Origin of the sequence: Mucilaginibacter sp., from assembly GCF_041660805.1 — a bacterium.
In the GTDB taxonomy this organism is placed as follows: domain Bacteria; phylum Bacteroidota; class Bacteroidia; order Sphingobacteriales; family Sphingobacteriaceae; genus Mucilaginibacter.
Genome location: NZ_JBAZVP010000005.1, coordinates 115,920 through 133,328, shown reverse-complemented (window position 1 = coordinate 133,328; position 17,409 = coordinate 115,920). Strand labels below are relative to the sequence as shown.

Below are 17,409 nucleotides of genomic sequence, written 5' to 3'. Positions count from 1 at the left end.
GCCTTTTACCAATGCTTTCAAAACAAAAAAGGCCGTAATATCATGAAGTGGATCGCAGTTGTATTTACTATACTATACTTTGTGAATTACTATTTTCAAAGCATGTCTGTAGTCAATACCTACACCAGGTCATTATCTGCCGTTATTATGATCGCTTACGGTTTGTTGTTCAGTTTTAAACAGGCTGATATTGATGATGAGCATAACTGGGGCGACTATAGCGCAAACTGGATAAATACCGGATTATTAATCTATTATTCCAGCGGTTTATTTATGTTCATGACCTCTAACTATTTTTTGACTGCAAGCTTGTTTGTAAACGAGATAATTTGGAGCGTACATGATACTATTTTATTACTTGAATATGTTTTATTTGCCATAGGCTTTTATAAATGCAAAACACAACCGACAATATCTACATATTAGTAATATTGGGCATGAGCGGAACCTTTTTATTGGTTAGCTCATTCATATTATTTTCTATCCGCAACCAAAACAAACTATTAAAACAACGCCAGCAATTTCAGCAGGCCGAAATAGCACATCAAAAAAGTTTGCTGCATGCCATTATTGAATCGCAGGAGGCCGAACGTAAACGAATTGGACAAGACCTGCATGACGATGTAGGCACCAGCCTGTCGGGCTTAAGGCTAATGATAGAGATGTTTAAGCCTATAACAAATGGCGACGAAACTTATCAAAGCTTTGCTGCCTCAAGTAAAAATGTTATTGATAAAATTGTAAAAGATGTAAGGAATATATCACACAACCTTTCGCCTACAACATTAAGGTATTATGGGCTGGTTGCTGCTATAACAGAACATTGCACCATCATTAATCAATCAGGCAAACTGGAGGTAACCCTAACTAATGATGCCGACCAGTTATTAGAAAAGCTTGAATTGCCCGTTGCTACCGCTATATATCGTGTTTTGGAAGAACTTTTAAATAATACCATCAAACACTCGGGTGCAAGCAGGGCCAGCATTCATTTTTTAATGAAAGCGACCGCCCTTAGTATTGATTATAATGATAACGGCAAGGGCTTACAAGCAGGAACAGAAAAAGTAGTGAAGGGCATGGGGCTGCAAAATATAGAAAGCCGCTTGCTTAATATTAATGCTACTTTCCATACAGACCCTTATTCAGGCAAAGGTTTTCATACTAATATCAATTATCCGGTAATTTAAAATGCACGAAGAAATTAATATAGCTATAGTTGATGATCAGAACTTGTTTCGCCAAAGTATGGCAATGCTCATTAACCATATTGATAATTTTAAACTTGTAGCAGAATGTGCAGGCGGGCAACCATTGCTTGATATGCTTGCGGATGGTAACCTTAAAGTTAACGTTGCCATAATTGATATGGATATGCCGGGCATGAATGGCATTGAGTTGAACAAGCTGCTTCAAAAACAACATCCTGATATAAAAGTGATCATATTATCGGTACATGTAAATGAAATACTGGTAACGCAAATGATAAACGCCGGCGCGGCTTCGTATCTGGCTAAGAATTGTGATAAGGATGAATTGATACTGGCCGTAAACACCGTAAATAAAACAGGCTTTTATTTTAATGCCGATGCACTTAAAGCCATAAGAAAAAGCGGCAATCACAAAATACCGGCAATAGACGTTTTAAACAATCTGCCTGTATCTTTATCTGAGCGTGAGATACAAGTACTGCAATTAGTTTGCAAAGAATACAGCAACGCGGAAATAGGTGCCGAATTATATTTAAGTGCACGTACAGTTGAAGGCCACCGGGTAAGAATTATTAGTAAGATCAATTGCCGCAATACCGCCGGCATGGTATTATTTGCCATAAAGAATGGCTTGTGTGAAATATTGCCATAACATTTAGCCTCAATTTTCTGAATTAAACGTTACGTAGAAATACCTGTTTTTAAAAACAGGTATTTCTACGTGTTTTCCTTTTTGCAAACTCCGTATTAAAATAATTATTTATTAGGAAATATAATTGCCTGCTTATGTAGGCGTATTTAATTTTTTAATTTAAACCTAAGCATAGTTAAAGCGTAAGAAAACCGCCGGTTTTAATAATCGCAACTAAGGTTATATATTTACACCGTAATACTATTATTATAAGTTTAAAAGATGCGCAATGGATATAATATTTATAACTAACCAAATTAAATATGACATTTTAAATATTTCCGGATTATCTGCCGAGCAATGCTATAATTTGACTGCAACAACTCCTTTATATTCAATTGGTTATGGAGAGGACGAGAGCTTATGCCGAAAACTTGAAAGTAAGTTACAAGCGATCGCTGATGAATATAATACCGGTAAATTAATACAAAACGGGCATGTATCAAAAGATACTACTGTATATCAATGTATTAAATTAGTTATATTATAGTATAATAATACTTACACAGATAGAGGCTTAGCCGATCATCAGGCCCTTAAATAAAATAAAGCCGCTGCCTGTAAAAGCACGTTAGAATAAACGCCGGCTAAAATATCATCCATCATAACTCCAGTACCACCGGGGAAGGCCTCCATCCGGCGTATATACAGCGGTTTTAATATATCAAAAAAGCGAAACAGTACTAATCCTCCCAGTAAAAAATACGCGTTTGGAGGGATAAACAACATAGTAACCAACATACCGGCAACCTCATCAATAACTACGCGTGAGCTATCCTTGCCCCAGGCTGGTTCAACCTTATTGCCGGTATATATCCCCAAAATAATTATTAGAATTGTAGCTGCCAATAAATATAGCGGGTTAACAAACCAGGCTTGCTGCCAAAACAGATAAAGGACAGCGCAGGTAATCATCGCGGCTATTGTACCGCCACCTTTTATATACCCTATACCAAAAACTGATGCTATAGCTTTGTTCATATTTTTATGACTTATGATCAGCTTTTATTTTATGCTGCTTAGGGAAATTAAATAAGAGAGAAGTAAGCACCGGAATTACAAAAATAGTAACCGTAAATACCGATACAAAGAGGTCGGCTGTTTCTCCATCCAGTATTTCGGCTAAAGGGGTGCCGTGATAAAAATGACCGTAAACAGATGCGGTTAGTTTTATACCCAACACGCCAATTACTAAAAATGCAACGGTCTCTAAAAAAACAAACTTTTCCATTAATCTAACAAAACCCTGTGCTACAAAGCGCATGGCCAGTATACCTATAAAAACGCCGGTGTAAATCAAAAAAATATGATCTGTAAAGGCTACTGCTGCAAAAACATTGTCTATAGAGAAAGCCAGGTCCATCAGCTCTACCAAAGCTACGGTTGCCCAAAAGGGGCCTATTAAACCAACAGTTGAGCGGTAAAACCAATTCCTTTTTTTATTGATCGTTTCATGCTCATGCTCCGGATGGTCATGAGGCTTAGCTTTAGCTCTTTTAATGAAATAATGAACGGCCAGGTATAGCAGATATAACCCACCCAGCGGCTTTAACCACCATATTTTAATAAGCCATGATGCTAATAATAAACAAACCCCACGCAGCACGTAAGCGCCAACAATGCCATATTTTAAAGCTCGTTTGCGCTGATGTTTTGGCAAATCAAGCACCATTGTTGCCAGCACGGCAGCATTATCAACCGATAAAAGGCTCTCAATTACTATTAAGTTAAGTATAACCAGCAAGCCTGCTTCTATATCATCTCCAAGCAGCGTATGTAAAATATCCATTTTTATGTATAGGCTTGCAAATATAAATTATTGCGCGGCAAATGAGCCCCTGTAAGCCTGTATTGCCCTAATTATGGATTGCACAATTTGTGATTGCCCTTCGTCAGAGTTTAAATATTCCTCCTCATCCGGATTGTTTATAAAACCAGTCTCAACCAATACAGCAGGCATTGCGCTGTGTGCCAAAACAAATACTCCCTGTTCTTTTACCCCTATACTTTCCCGGTTATCAGTAAACTTAAATTCATTATTCAGCAGGTCGCCAAACTGGATACTTTGTTTACGGTACTTTTGTGTAAAAGTGTTCAGGATTATAACATTTGCCGGGTCGCTTGCATCATAGCTCTGATAATTCTCTTTATAATCTTTCTCTATAAATATAGATGCATTCTCTCTAACAGCTTCCAGTTGTTCACTTAGCCTGTGCATTCCATATACCAACAACATTACCCCGCTTTTTTTATTGGCTCTTGCAGCAGTACCTTCCGGCGATGAATTGCAATGAATAGATACAAAAAGATTTCCCTGGTTTTGATTGGCAATGGCCGATCGTTTATTCAGTTCAATAAACGTATCATCTGTACGGGTCATTACCACATTCAAATCAGGCAATTGGGTTTGAATAGCAGTCTGCAGTTTTTTAGCGATAGCTAAAGCAACGTTTTTCTCTGTTGAAAAACTACCCTTTGCTCCGCCATCTTTACCTCCGTGGCCGGCATCAACAACAACTGTTTTAAATTTAAAACCAGTGCTTTTTATAGTATCGGCAGGCAATGTAAATGAACACAGCATTAACCATGAGCCAACAATTGCCAATATACTTAATAGCCTAAAATACTTTTGATTCATTTAAAGAAGAAGAATTTTTGTCCTGATAACGAATTTTTATAAAATATAATATGCCACATAAGTAAAAAAGCGGCATCAATACATGATTGAGCCGCCAATTATAATATTAGTTTTTAAAAATCTACCCTTTGTAATTACAACTGGCTGGGTGCAAGATCCAGGTGATATTTTACCAGGTTATCTATAGGTGAACGGATAATGTTGCCCACTGTCATACCATTTTCGGTAACTACCTCTTCCAGCACGTTACGGAAATTGTAACCTACTGAACCTATGCAGTTAAAAGTATATTTTTGATAATCAGGATAATGAACAACCAGGTTGCGGAAAAAATCTTCAAATGATGTCCTTACCAGGTTGCGTGAGTATTCAATGTTCACAATGTTATCATACACAAACTTGCTAAAGCTTGCACAGAAACGGTTAGCCCTTGGCTGTGTGTATACTATTTCGTTAATATCGTCAGGGGTTAATTTAAAGGTTTCCCAAAAGTTCTTTCTAACCGCATCGGGCATATAGCCTCTCAGGTAATCTACCAGCAATTTTTTACCTATATGGCAACCACTACCTTCATCTCCTAAAATATATGCTCCTGAGTCAATGTTATTGATAATCTCGCGGCCATTATATAAACAGGTATTGGTACCGGTACCTAAAATAGCAGCAAAACCTTCGTTGTTACCCAATAATGCACGCGCGGCGGCAAGCAGGTCATGGCCAATATTAATTTTTGATTTTGTAAAAACTGCCTGCATGGCATCCTCTACAACCTTACGCATCTCGGGAGTTGAACAGCCTGCGCCATAATAATTAACCTCCGTGATCTTGTCTTTTTCAAGATCTGTAGGCAAACTATCCTTTAATGATTGAATGATGTAATCAGTTGGAGCAAAATAAGGATTGTAACCTTCGGTGTTAAAGTACACCTTTTTACCTTCTTCAGTAACCAGGCACCAGTTTGTTTTGGTTGAGCCACCGTCAGCAATTATGATCATAAAATAAGTTTATTAAAAAAATTGGGTTAAAAGTATGATTAACTTATTGTAAAAAAAACACTTCGCAACTTTAAAAAGTAAAAAAATGCTTTTCCTCATTAAAAACTACATTTCTACGTATATAACCGATGTTTTATACGCAGAAAATAAAATCAGTCAGAATAGCAATTTAATAAGTTATGCTACACTTATCAACTGTAAGTTACACATATAATTTACTATTTGCTGTTGAGCCGGATTATAATTTATTTACAATTATATGTATTATTTTAACAATTATTTATTGCCACTGTTTTTTGTTGCACTAAATATGCTTTAAAGGTAACTTCTGCCGAATTAAAAACAACAAAACCGGCGTTAAGCCCGTAAAAACACCATAATTAAATATACAAGTATTGCGGCAGATAACCGGGCATTTTGATAAATGTAAGTCACTACAGAAAAGTATGCGGTTACTATTGTCATTTCAACCGTAATTTCGCATATTTGCACCGCGAAAAAATCGCGATGGTCCCATAGCTCAGCTGGATAGAGCAACTGATTTCTAATCAGTAGGTCACAGGTTCGAATCCTGTTGGGATCACATTAATTTAAAAACCATCTTTATTTGATTAAGGGTGGTTTTTTGTTTTTAAAGATGATTTCAACATTGCGTTTATTCGCAATGGAGCCACTTTTTGAGTTCAATCCTCGTTGCCCCCCCAATGGGGGCTGGCTAAAATAATTTTTTTCTAAATATTAGTTGATATATCAACTAATATTTAGACCTTTGTATAATGAATCGTGAATTAAATCATCCTGCCCCGCCTTCGCTCGTCGCACAAATAGGCGCCCTTTATAACAGGATATACAAAGAATGTGATAAAATCTTTAGTGAGCACAACTTTCCCCTCCAGATGGACCAGCTACCGGTTTTGATGGTCCTGTATTACTCAGGCGGGGCATCTCAGAAAGCTATCGGTACTAATCTGAGGCGCGATAAAGCATCAGTTAACAGAACAATATCAGTTTTACTAAAAAAAGATTTTGTAAAGGTAATCCCTGATACCGTCGACAAGCGAAAAACTCATGTAGAACTAACAGCAAGCGGCGAAAGCGCGGGAAAACAGGCTGACGCTATCCTTGCGAGATTTGACTCCGTTCTGTCTTCGGAACTAACAGGAGAAGAAAGAAATCAATTTGACAAAACAATGCAGAAATTAATCGGGCTGGTTACACCCTGCTAACGTAACTACCCTTTCATTCAAAAACATATCGACAAAAAAATGAAAAGAAGCCTTTTTCTTATGGGCATGCTATTGCCTGTACTTTCCTATTGCCAAAGCGTTGACAGTAGTAGTATGCGCAAAAAATTGACTACTACAGCACCCCTGCTCGGCGGTGTTACCGTAACCCATATTGTAGCCCCGGTTGATGCCGGCGGAAATACCTTTACCATGCAACAACCTATTGTGGACGTCGGTTTTCCTGTGTATAAGGATTTTTCAAGCGTTCATCCCGTTTTGATAAAAACAGGCATCCGTTACCAGGGCCTTTTTCTTTCGGGCGAACAAAATATAGGCAGCAATGAATTTCATTCCATCACCGTTCCCTTGTTGTTAAATTATTCGCTTTCGCGCAGCACCAATATCACTTTTGTGGGTTTGGCAACCATTGGCTCTGACTTTAAACGAAGTATTGATGCAGCGGATATTCTTTATACTGCCGGTGTGCGGATAGGCTTTCGGCAGGGAAAGGCTTTCAAATACGGTATCACACTCATTTATACCAGTAGTTACTCAGGTAAGTTCCTGCTGCCCTTACCTGATATAGACTGGACAATCAGCAACAGGCTAAGCCTGACCGGTATTATACCTGCCCGGACTTCTTTAAAATATAAACTATCAGAAATCCACTCATTGGGTATTACGGCATCGCTCAACGGCAGCATGTACCGCCTGAACGAGGATGGGAAGGATCAATACATACATTTGCGGCAAAATAGTGCAGGACTCATCTATGACCTTAAACTTAGCCAACGATGGAAAATAAACCTGGTTGCTGGTCATACTTTTTCACAAAGATTGGAAACATTTAATATGGATCAAAAAGTACCATTCAACGGATTCGGCAAACTCAACGACAGGGTAGCCAATGTCTCCTATCTTCAGAATTCATTTATATTCCAGGGCGGGCTTAGTTACGGGTTCTAAAAAATCTTTATCAGCTGGTTTGAGTGTAAATTAAATCAACAAATATTTTACGGTTGCTCAAACATTTATTGGTTTAGGCTGCTCATGAATTTTTCCGGGTACCGGGTTCCGGAAACGCTTCCCGCAGGCATAATCTCTTCGATACTTTGCAGGTCTTCAGCACTAAGGTTTATCTTTTCAGATGCTATGTTTTCTTCCAGATATTTGACCTGCTTGGTACCGGGAATCGTAATAATGTCTTCACCTTGAGCAAGCACCCAGGCAATCGCTAACTGAGATGGTGTGCAGCCTTTTTCCTTAGCCAGTGATTTGATTTTCTCTACCAATTCCAGGTTTTTGTAAAAATTTTCGCCCTGAAAGCGCGGCATATAAGCGCGGCCGTCCTTTAAGTCTTCCGGCTTTTTGTATTCTCCGCTGAGGAAGCCCCGGCTTAAAGGCGCATAAGCTACCAGACCGATGCCAAGCTCTCTTATGGTTGGCAGCACTTCAGCCTCAATATCACGGCTCCAAAGTGAATATTCAATCTGGAGTGCCGTGATGGGATGAACGGCCGCAGCTTTGCGTATACTTTCTGCAGATGCTTCTGACAGACCAATATAACGAATCACTCCTTTTTGTACCAGGTCTGCCAGCGCGCCAATCGTCTCTTCAACAGTCACGCCTGGATCTATACGTGCAAGTGTATAAAGGTCAATGTAGTCCGTCTGGAGGCGCCGAAGGCTGTACATCACCGCGTTCTGAATGTACTCCGGGCGGCCCGTTACCGAATATGGCCTCATAGTGCCATTAGGGCCGGGAGCAACCAGCTGGCCGGTTTTTACAGAGAGAAAAGCCTTGTCACGTTTGCCCTGAATTGCCTGACCAATCAACCCTTCGTTATGACCAGCGAGATAGTAATCGGCTGTGTCTAAAAAGTTGTGCCCAAGTTCCAGGGCTCTTTCAATAGTAGCGATCGATTGTTTATCGTCAGATTGCCCGTAAGCACCGGACATCCCCATACAGCCTAAACCTATAGCGGACACCAAAGGGCCTTTTGTTCCTAATATTCTGTTCATCGTTTGATTTTATTTGATGAACAAAGATTGACAGAACATCGCGAAAAGAGCCGGACAAAATGTATTAGTTCCCTGACAAATCCTGAAAGAAACCAACTATAGTTTTGCCTGTAACTTTTTTAAATAGCCGGGAAAAATATTCAGGGTCGTTGAAACCGAGTTCAAAGGCCAGTTCCTTGACTGAGGAACTTTCGGCATAATATAGCCGCCGCCTTGCTTCCAATATCAGTCGGTTAGTAATAAACTCTTTGGGCGAAAGCCCGGAATAGTGCTTAACAATATGGTACAAACCGTTTGTATTGATGGCCAGTTTTTCAGCAATGAGCCGGATGGACGGATGGTCTGTAAGATTATTTTCTACAAAAACTTTAAAATCGATATACTTCGAAAGCCTTTCATCAGCCGGCTTTTTATCTGCTGCAAAATAGGACGTATTGATCTCTGTGAGCAAGCTATTGAGGTGTGCCAGAATAAGTTCAGGATCTGTATCCATGCTGCTTAATAATTCAAGCAATATCTTAAAAATGGATCTCAATCGGCCAGCCGATGAAGCGGTGAAACTTATCTTTTGATTATTTAACGGATTGATCAGAAAAGAATATTGTTTGGGTAACAGAGAAAGGCAGCTTTCATCAAAACCTATCTTAAAATAATCTGAACCGTGTTGGGCGTCTGGCAGTTTGTGTATCTGATGCGGCAGTATGAAAAGCAGCTCGTTATTATTGATTTCGAACGGTTGAAGATCAACATTGTGCCGGCTGCGTCCGTCCAGCATAAAAAGAAAAAAATAATATGGCGTACGATGGACAGTACCAAACGTTTGAGCTACCTCAGGTGATAAGTGACCAAAACCCGGCGAAACCATCCTGATTGGCAACTTATCGTTCTGCTTAAAGCCATCCAGAAACGATTCCATGTTTTTCATTAACCAAAGTTAATTAAATATGAAATTGAAAAAGCATGAATACTCAACAGCACATTCAAAGGCCGATGGTTTCAGAAATGGGCCTATTTGGCCAACAACTCCTGCTATTTATCCATGAGTTCAACCCAGGCGTTCACCATTTTTTCAAGCAGTTCTTTGTTTTCTGTCACTTGTTCCATGGAATAAAACTTTGCGTACACCTTTCCTTTCGAAGCCTCTTCAAGAAAATCAGATTTGATATTCAATAGCTCTCCCTTGTGAAATATCAGGGCTACATAGTTTTTGATCCTGGGATTAAAGGTAGCCAGGTCTTCTTTATAAAAGAAGCTGGGGCCTCCCCACTTTACGTCTTCTTCTATTTTAGGATTGGCGTTTACAATGATTGACCTTACCGCTTCCATTTCTGCTTTCAATGGATGTTCAAGTTTGGCCATAAATTCTTCTACTTTCTTTGTATTGCTCATAGTGATTAAATATTTAACTGTTCACAACAAATGTCAAAATATTTTTTGCCTCGCAAGAGGTGTAGAAGCGACAAATTAGCGGGTAGATTACACCTAACCAGGCCGTCTGCCATCAGCAAGCCCTTTGGTAACCGCTTAAAGGAATTTAAAAGCATGTTCAGTTGCGGAAAAATTGACGGGAAGCATTTCCCTTGCATCGGAAGTTATGCTTTCTCTCCCGGCAGATCAAACCAGAAGGTAGTCCCCTCACCTTGCGTGGTTTCAAACCATATCTTGCCTTTATTTTGGGTAACCATATCCTTACAAAGTATCAAACCTAAATGATTACCCTTTTCGCCATGTGTACCAGTGCTTAAGGTATGCTCAAGGCTAAAGAGCTTTTCGCTTTCTTCTTTGCTTATACCGGGGCCATTATCATGTATAGAGATTACTGCCCGGTCGCCTTTCATTTGTGCGTTAAATATGATCTCATCGCCTGCATTGCAAAATTTAATGCTGTTTGATAATAGGTTTCTTATAACCAGGTTTATCATGTCCGGGTCGGCATATGCCATGATCTGCTCATTGGCCAGGTTGCTAACCTTTAAATTTTTCAGCCCTATTTTGGTCTCAAATAAACGGATGTTCTCTTCAATGCTTTTACTAACATTAAAATTCACGGGCTTAATAACAATGCCCTCTAATTGGTTTTTTGACCATTCCAGCAAATTATCTAAAAATGTTCCTGTACTCAGTATGGTATCTTCCAGCTTCACCAGCAATTCGCTCAACTCCTCTTCTCCAATATCTCCTTCCCTATAAACAGCAAATAAGGTTTGTAACGTACTCAGCGGACTGCGCAAATCATGAGATATAATGGAAAAAAACTTGTTTTTAATATCATTCAGCCTTTCCAGCTCTATATTTTGCGCGTTGGTAAGTTCCATTTGGGCGCTAACTTCCTCATTAAGCATTTCAAGCTCATGGTTAATGGCTGCTATCTCCTCCTTTTGTTTAATCAAAACCTTGTTAGTAGCTTGCTTCTCTAAGTTACGGCGGTATAATATAATCAAAAACAGTATGGCCGATATCAACACGACCACTGTAACAATAATAACCGTACTATATTTCTTAATTTTTACCAGGTAATTGGAGTTCTTTAAAGATATATCCTGGTTGTTCTTTTCAAGGTTGGCGTTTTCACTTCTCATCCTGCCTATCTCTATCAGCGAAACATCTTTTAGCATTTTTTCTTCCTGGATGCTATCTTTAGTTAAAACATATTCTGTTTGATAGTACAAAGCGCTTTTAAGATCGCCTTTGTTTTTATAAGCTGTAACCAGCCTTTCCATGGCCTCGTACGCTGTACCTTTTGATTTGATCGCCCTGCTCACTTTTAAGCTCAGCGTAGCATAATCAATAGCTGTATCATAATCTTTTTCTCCATTATAAGCATCTGCAATTGAATTCAGCACGTTAGCTTCCAGATACTTATCTTCCAGTATACGCACATATTTTAAAGCCGTATCTAAATTAACCAGGGCCTTAATATATTTCTTTTGCTGTGTATATGCGCGCCCTAAACCCATTCTTGACAGGCCTATCCCATTCATGTCGCCAAGTTTTTCACGCAGGGCAAGGCTTCTGTTATAATAATCAATTGCAAGTTCATCCTGCTTTAACCCGCGGTAACAATTACCTAAAGAGTATAAGGCGTTACCTATTCCTATTTCATTTTTAACTTTGGTGTAACTTGCTAATGACTGGCTAAAATAACTTTGCGCTATTTTAAATTTATCCATATCAAAATAAATTGACCCGATATTATTGTAACATTGATTTGTCCCAATCTCGTAGTTTATTTTTTTATAGATAACAAGCGCCTGGAAATACTTATTTATTGCTTCCTTCCCATCATCAAGGCGATCATATGCGAAACCCATATTTGCCAGGCTCCTGCCTATCCCAACCTGATAATCGTACTTTTTTGAGTGATTGTAAGCCAGGTTAAAATAAAACATAGCGCTATCCAATCTGCTGCGGATACCGTATGATATCCCCATTTGGATATATGAATCAGCAACAGCATCCTGCCTGTGAAGTTTTTCGGCAAGTGCCTTGTAAACATTGGCGTAATAAAATTTCTTTTGAGGATCAACCACAGAATACGCCGACCCTAATTTTTGAAGCAGCGTTAACCGGGCGGTATCATGCATAGGCTTCTTTAGCTTTTGCTGTAGCTCATTTACCTTGGTGGTTTGTGCAAAACACGGATTAACAGCGAATAACAATAGCAGATAATACCATTTTATGCTTAAAAATGAGTGCAGCATGTGATAAGTTTTAAGTTAATCAGAGTGATAATTAGTATAAATACAACTACCAAGGGTAAATATAGTTAAATGTTATAACTGATAATGATCTGAGATGATAGTTATTAAAAAAATTTACTTATATGATAATTTAACTACCTTTTATATATTAAAACTATTAACTCTGTAAGTTTAAATGTTTACGTATGTATATTTACCTAATGAAAAGATTACTAATCCCGATTATTTTTTTAGTCGCTTTTTCTTTAAAGGCATCGGCACAAACGTTTTCTGCCGAAGATTTTAAGGCTAACCTGGGCAAAACCAAAACCCTGTGCGATGAGGTTTCATCTGTAAAAATATTCAGCGATACGCTCACCCTAATAAACATGGGTGGTAATTATCCTAATCAAAAATATACCATAGCTGTAAAAAGCAATAAAATTACGCTCGACTGGGCGAATCTTAAAGGCAAAAAGCTTTGTGTTACCGGTGTATATGAGTTGCACAAGGGCCGCCCCGAAATTGTTGCCGTACAGCCCGAACAAATACAGTTCCCTTGATAAGGGCCCCGTTTTAATAAGATCGTTAAAAAACCGGTTGCCTCAAAGCATTAACATTCAGCATTTGAATGTTAATGCTTTGCCGTTGAGACATGTCAGCTATAGCTTAACTTAATGAGGCTATCTTCTCTCATTATAAACCCCAAATTCCGCTATAGACACCTGCTTATCAGCCTTATCAATCCAAACCCGTACTTTGTTACCATAAACCCGTTCAAAACGGTTCACTTTAAAGCGGTTAGCATTTTCGGTTTTAGCAATTGGTTTCCAAACACCGTTTTGCAGGTATTCAAGATGGTAGTTGGTGATATTAGGTTTCGATTCCGTTAAAGTGATGGTGTTAAAATCCTGATCGTGGCCAAAATCAATTTCATACCAGGGTTTTTCAACCGCCGGGTTTGATACCCATGAGGTAGTAAAATCATCATCATTAGCAAAATCCATAATCTCCGAGTCATCACTCCAGCTGGAGTTAGACATTTTCCCTTTTGCCAGATTGGTTGATATTATAGGCGCACCGGTTGGGGCCAGCTTAGGCGCAGGCCCGTCATTCTTCCATAATTCACCTATTTGTTTTAGTGCAGCCAAAGCATTATCATCTATTAAACCATCTCGGTTTGGCGCTACGTTCAGTATAAAATTGCAATCAACTTTGTTAAGCGGGATAATATCTTCGTTAACCAGTTTAGCCGGGTCTTTAACCGGAGACGTTGGGAACTTTGTTTTCCAAAACCAGGCGCTATTAATTGGCAAACAGGCCAATGCCGGCATACGGTTAGTTTCTTTTGATATATGCTGCCCCGCTCCCATTTCGTAAGTTTTTATATCACTGTAATATAAACCTTCGGCAGGGTATTTGGCGCCGTTCAAATCCATTAACACACAATCCGGCTGGATAGATTTAACAAGGTGGTACACATCTTCAAACGGAATATCGTCATAAGAGATCCTTGACCATGGCGCATCCCAGCCATCTATAATTATCGCTTCAATTTTACCATACTTGGTCAGTAATTCGGTTAACTGGGCTTTAACCATTTCAAAATGTTTTTTAGTGATCGCATTCGGGCGAAGCCTGTGGTGGGTATCCAGTATTGAATAATACAACATCACCTTTAACCCGTTGGCCCTAAACGCATCTGCAAATTCCTTTACCACATCTCTTTTCAGCGGGCTGTTCATTACATTATAGTCGGTTGTTTTGGTATCCCAGATACAAAAGCCGCTATGGTGCTTTGTGGTTAAGCAGCCATAAGTCATGTTTGCAGATTTTGCAGCTTTGGCCCATTGAGCAGGGTTAAGTTTCTTAGGATTAAAAATACCGGGCGATGCATCCGGGTCAGGCCAGTCGGCATCCATATAGGTGGGTATATTGTAATGGATAAACATACCAAATTTTAAATCAACAAAGTTTTGCTGAAGCTCGGTAAGCGGTTTTGCAGCAGTTACCGTTTGGGCATTTGCCGATAATATGCAAGTAAAAAAAAGCGCGGAGGTAAGCAGGAAATTTTTCATAAAAGCAGATATAATTGCCGTGATAAAATAATTAGGCTAACATACGGCTTATCGTTTTTAATAGCTATATCAAATTTCAATCATTCTATAAAGTTTAAATCAAAACAGTGTATTATGATGTTAACTATATAGAAAATAAAAAAATCTATGCCATCAGCAATAGTAAAAGCTTGCACAAAATTACTTCTTGATCAGGAACTTACCATAGCGTTTGCAGAAAGCGCATCCGGCGGCCGGTTATCATCAGAATTTTCACTGATCCCTGATTGCGGCAAGATACTAAAAGGCGGCATTGTGTGCTATGATGCCTGTATTAAGCAGGATGTGTTGGGTGTCCCCGAAGAACTGGTTGAAAAATACACACCTGAATCTGCCGAGGTAACTAAAGAATTAGCCGAACGGCTGCAGCAACTTATGAAAGCCGATATACAGGTTGCGGTGACAGGCCTTACAATGCCCGGCGGCAGCGAAACTCCGGAAAAGCCCGTAGGCACCATGTTTATACACGCTATTATTAAAAACGACCCGGTTGCGGTGAAAGAAGTTTATAAAGGCAACCCGGAGCAAATAGTTTTGCAAACGGTTGACAAGGTTGCACAACTAATAATAAACAAACTTAAAAAATGAGCTAACAGATAATGGAACCCATTACCATAATAATTGAAAGCCCTAAAGGGAGCGGCCACAAATATGATTTTGAACCTGAATTAAATCGTTTCAAACTCAAAAAAATTCTGCCTGCCGGGATGGTGTTCCCGTTTGATTTTGGTTTTATACCTGATACGAAAGGCGAAGATGGCGACCCGCTGGATGTGATGGTGCTATCTGAAATAAGCGGTTTCCCCGGTTGCTGTATGGATTGCAGAATTATTGGCGCCATAAAAGTTGATCAAACCGGGCGCGATGGCAAAACCATACGTAATGACCGCTACTTTGCCGTGCCGGAAGCTTCGCAGCTATACAGCAACATTAACTCCATTCACGATTTACCCGAAGCCATATTGAACCAAATTGAAAGTTTCTTTAAGAATTACAATGAGCCGGCCGGTAAAGAGCTCCATATCGTGCAACGTGTAAACGGACAGGAAGCCTACCAAATGATCAAAAGCAACGCTTCATCTTTTTAATATTTTCTTGCAACATTGTTGATTTAATGTAACAATTTTTCAAAAGCATCGCATAATCACCTATCCAAATAATCCTAAATGAAATATTGTTGCATTTATATTTATCTTTGCAGCCATGAGATCATTAAAAATGGCCATAAAACTGGATAATATAGGAATGACCGCTTCAACGCTTTGTGCAATACATTGTGCGGCTGTACCAATTTTTTTTACCAGCTTGCCCATCTTAGGTTTGGGTTTTTTAGCCAATCCCTGGGTAGAGTGGACCATGATACTATTGGCAATTGTGGTTGGGGTTTCATCAATTGGTACATCATTTTTACGCGCTCATCACCGGGCATCGCCTTTAATATTATTGATAGCCGGTTTCATAACCATTATATTAGGTCATATTTTCACAAAGGGCTGGCTGGAGGCCATTATTGTACCTACCGGAGGCATCCTGATAGCGGTTGCACACTTTGTAAATTATAAATATGCCGGTACCTGCCAGGCAGGCGATAGTTTTTTGCATGTTAAACATTCCCACAGCGGTGATAATGTACATGTATAATTATTATATTTAACATACAATGACATCAATAAAAAACAATTACCAGTTTGAGGATATGCTTGATAAGCATCAGCTGAAAAAAACCGCGCCGCGGCTAAGGGTATTGTCAATGATGTACTCAAAAAATACAGCTACCTCGCAGCCCGACCTGGAAAATGTAATGCATGATATTGACCGGGTTACATTATATCGCATCTTGAATGTTTTTGAAGAAAAGGGCATCATCCACAAGGTGTTTGATTTAAATGGCACTGCTAATTACGCGGTATGCCATTCAGATTGTGAGGCCAACCACCACCACGATGAGCATGTACACTTTAACTGTACCGTTTGCAAAAATGTATATTGCTTAAACGAACTTTCCCTGCCAGACATAACTCTTCCGGCCGGGTTTAAACCCGAGAGCTTTACATTGTATGCATCGGGACTGTGCCCAAAATGCAATAAGAAAAATCTGGTTAAATAACAGAGCTATTTGTCAACGATCAGATCGTTCTGGAATATTTTGGTGTATTTACGACGATCGAACTTATATAATTTGGCTGCGCGATATGATACGCCTTTTTGTTTCTCATCTAATTCTTTCAGGAAACCGTAGCTTAACATTTTCTTTCTGAAGTTTCGCTTATCCAGCTTCTTATTTAGTACAGCCTCATATAAAGATTGTAGTTGTGTTAAGGTAAATTTCTCCGGAAGCAGTTCAAAAGCAATAGGCTGATAGTTTAACCGCCTACGGATTTTGTTGAAACCGGTGTTAAATATCTCACTATGGTCAAAGGCCAGCTTAGGCAATTCATTAACCGGGTGCCAGAAAGCGCTTTTAGCGTATTGGGTAACAGGTTTTACTTCTTTTTGCCCGTTTATACGTATCAACGCATAATAAGCAACAGTAATAACCCTACCCTGCGGGTGACGATTTACCTCACCAAATGTGTGGAATTGCTGCATATGCAGGTCGCGCAGGCCTGTAAGCTCATAAAGGATCCGCTCGGCAGCATCATCAATGCTCTCGTCTTGCTCAACAATATAGCCGGGAAGCGCAAGCCAATCCTTAAAAGGCTCTTCGTTACGCTCAATAAGCAATATCTTCAGTTCGCCGGCTTCAAATCCAAATATTACACAGTCAATTGAGAAAACTGAGTCAAATGTAGGTAACTTTACTTCCAAGAGTTTATAGATTATATAATTG

The 17,409-nt window shown here is 39.2% G+C and carries 21 protein-coding genes and 1 tRNA gene; 12 read left to right on the top strand and 10 right to left on the bottom strand.

Annotated elements, in window-relative coordinates:
* The first annotated feature begins 42 nt into the window (after positions 1-42).
* The 4 genes from WC743_RS09480 (at position 43) to WC743_RS09465 (ending at position 2,392) form a co-directional block, all read left to right on the top strand.
* Positions 43-426 (top strand): hypothetical protein, encoded by a 384-nt coding sequence (locus WC743_RS09480; protein WP_373011701.1) that lies wholly within the window; start codon positions 43-45, stop codon positions 424-426.
* Positions 393-1,190, top strand: a complete 798-nt coding sequence (locus tag WC743_RS09475; RefSeq protein WP_373011700.1) for a sensor histidine kinase — start codon at positions 393-395, stop codon at positions 1,188-1,190. The genes WC743_RS09480 and WC743_RS09475 overlap by 34 nt, the downstream gene beginning before the upstream one ends.
* Before the next feature lies 1 nt (position 1,191).
* Positions 1,192-1,863, top strand: a complete 672-nt coding sequence (locus tag WC743_RS09470) for a response regulator (protein WP_373011699.1) — start codon at positions 1,192-1,194, stop codon at positions 1,861-1,863.
* Between the two features lie 268 nt (positions 1,864-2,131).
* Positions 2,132-2,392 carry a hypothetical protein gene (locus tag WC743_RS09465; protein ID WP_373011698.1) on the top strand — a complete coding sequence of 87 codons (261 nt, stop codon included), beginning with the start codon at positions 2,132-2,134 and terminating at the stop codon, positions 2,390-2,392.
* Between the two features lie 38 nt (positions 2,393-2,430).
* Here the strand turns inward: WC743_RS09465 and WC743_RS09460 are convergent, their stop codons facing one another.
* The 4 genes from WC743_RS09460 to WC743_RS09445 all read right to left on the bottom strand — a co-directional run bounded on the left by WC743_RS09460 (position 2,431) and on the right by WC743_RS09445 (position 5,535).
* Positions 2,431-2,883, bottom strand: a complete 453-nt coding sequence (locus WC743_RS09460; RefSeq protein ID WP_373011697.1) for a phosphatidylglycerophosphatase A — start codon at positions 2,881-2,883, stop codon at positions 2,431-2,433.
* A gap of 4 nt (positions 2,884-2,887) precedes the next feature.
* The gene (locus WC743_RS09455; RefSeq protein WP_373011696.1) at positions 2,888-3,691 is read right to left on the bottom strand and encodes a DUF475 domain-containing protein; all 804 of its coding nucleotides are present in this window, start codon (positions 3,689-3,691) and stop codon (positions 2,888-2,890) included.
* Between the two features lie 27 nt (positions 3,692-3,718).
* The gene (locus tag WC743_RS09450; RefSeq protein ID WP_373011695.1) at positions 3,719-4,540 is read right to left on the bottom strand and encodes an N-acetylmuramoyl-L-alanine amidase; all 822 of its coding nucleotides are present in this window, start codon (positions 4,538-4,540) and stop codon (positions 3,719-3,721) included.
* 134 nt (positions 4,541-4,674) lie between these two features.
* Positions 4,675-5,535, bottom strand: coding sequence for an N-acetylglucosamine kinase (locus WC743_RS09445; protein WP_373011694.1), 861 nt, complete (start codon positions 5,533-5,535; stop codon positions 4,675-4,677).
* A 509-nt stretch (positions 5,536-6,044) separates the two neighbouring features.
* Between WC743_RS09445 and WC743_RS09440 the strand changes: the two genes are divergently transcribed.
* From WC743_RS09440 to WC743_RS09430, 3 genes are all read left to right on the top strand, one after another.
* Positions 6,045-6,118: transfer RNA gene (locus WC743_RS09440), tRNA-Arg, on the top strand.
* Positions 6,119-6,311: 193 nt separating this feature from the next.
* Positions 6,312-6,761 (top strand): MarR family winged helix-turn-helix transcriptional regulator, encoded by a 450-nt coding sequence (locus WC743_RS09435; protein ID WP_373011693.1) that lies wholly within the window; start codon positions 6,312-6,314, stop codon positions 6,759-6,761.
* A gap of 39 nt (positions 6,762-6,800) precedes the next feature.
* Entirely contained in the window at positions 6,801-7,727 is a 927-nt protein-coding gene (locus WC743_RS09430) for a DUF6268 family outer membrane beta-barrel protein (RefSeq protein WP_373011691.1), read from the top strand.
* 65 nt (positions 7,728-7,792) lie between these two features.
* Here the strand turns inward: WC743_RS09430 and WC743_RS09425 are convergent, their stop codons facing one another.
* The 4 genes from WC743_RS09425 to WC743_RS09410 form a co-directional block, all read right to left on the bottom strand.
* On the bottom strand, positions 7,793-8,782 hold the full coding sequence (locus tag WC743_RS09425) for an aldo/keto reductase (protein WP_373011690.1): 990 nt from the start codon (positions 8,780-8,782) through the stop codon (positions 7,793-7,795).
* Positions 8,783-8,846: 64 nt separating this feature from the next.
* Entirely contained in the window at positions 8,847-9,707 is an 861-nt protein-coding gene (locus WC743_RS09420; RefSeq protein ID WP_373011689.1) for a helix-turn-helix transcriptional regulator, read from the bottom strand.
* A gap of 104 nt (positions 9,708-9,811) precedes the next feature.
* Entirely contained in the window at positions 9,812-10,171 is a 360-nt protein-coding gene (locus tag WC743_RS09415) for a DUF1801 domain-containing protein (protein WP_373011688.1), read from the bottom strand.
* A gap of 203 nt (positions 10,172-10,374) precedes the next feature.
* Entirely contained in the window at positions 10,375-12,483 is a 2,109-nt protein-coding gene (locus WC743_RS09410) for a tetratricopeptide repeat protein (RefSeq protein WP_373011687.1), read from the bottom strand.
* Between the two features lie 200 nt (positions 12,484-12,683).
* Here WC743_RS09410 and WC743_RS09405 point away from each other — a divergent pair, with 200 nt between their 5' ends.
* Positions 12,684-13,025, top strand: coding sequence for a hypothetical protein (locus tag WC743_RS09405; protein ID WP_373011686.1), 342 nt, complete (start codon positions 12,684-12,686; stop codon positions 13,023-13,025).
* Positions 13,026-13,145: 120 nt separating this feature from the next.
* On the opposite strand, the gene WC743_RS09400 is transcribed toward WC743_RS09405, so the two are convergent.
* Positions 13,146-14,540 (bottom strand): alpha-L-fucosidase, encoded by a 1,395-nt coding sequence (locus WC743_RS09400; RefSeq protein ID WP_373011685.1) that lies wholly within the window; start codon positions 14,538-14,540, stop codon positions 13,146-13,148.
* 147 nt (positions 14,541-14,687) lie between these two features.
* On the opposite strand from WC743_RS09400, the gene WC743_RS09395 reads away from it, so the two are divergent.
* From WC743_RS09395 to WC743_RS09380, 4 genes are all read left to right on the top strand, one after another.
* The gene (locus tag WC743_RS09395; protein WP_373011684.1) at positions 14,688-15,167 is read left to right on the top strand and encodes a CinA family protein; all 480 of its coding nucleotides are present in this window, start codon (positions 14,688-14,690) and stop codon (positions 15,165-15,167) included.
* 11 nt (positions 15,168-15,178) lie between these two features.
* Positions 15,179-15,667, top strand: coding sequence for an inorganic diphosphatase (locus WC743_RS09390; RefSeq protein ID WP_373011683.1), 489 nt, complete (start codon positions 15,179-15,181; stop codon positions 15,665-15,667).
* Positions 15,668-15,782: 115 nt separating this feature from the next.
* Entirely contained in the window at positions 15,783-16,220 is a 438-nt protein-coding gene (locus tag WC743_RS09385) for a MerC domain-containing protein (RefSeq protein WP_373011682.1), read from the top strand.
* A 19-nt stretch (positions 16,221-16,239) separates the two neighbouring features.
* Positions 16,240-16,686: a Fur family transcriptional regulator gene (locus WC743_RS09380; RefSeq protein ID WP_373011681.1), complete on the top strand. Its 447-nt coding sequence runs from the start codon at positions 16,240-16,242 to the stop codon at positions 16,684-16,686.
* Positions 16,687-16,691: 5 nt separating this feature from the next.
* Here WC743_RS09380 and WC743_RS09375 read toward each other — a convergent pair whose 3' ends face one another.
* Positions 16,692-17,387 carry an NUDIX domain-containing protein gene (locus tag WC743_RS09375; RefSeq protein ID WP_373011680.1) on the bottom strand — a complete coding sequence of 232 codons (696 nt, stop codon included), beginning with the start codon at positions 17,385-17,387 and terminating at the stop codon, positions 16,692-16,694.
* Positions 17,388-17,409: the final 22 nt, after the last annotated feature.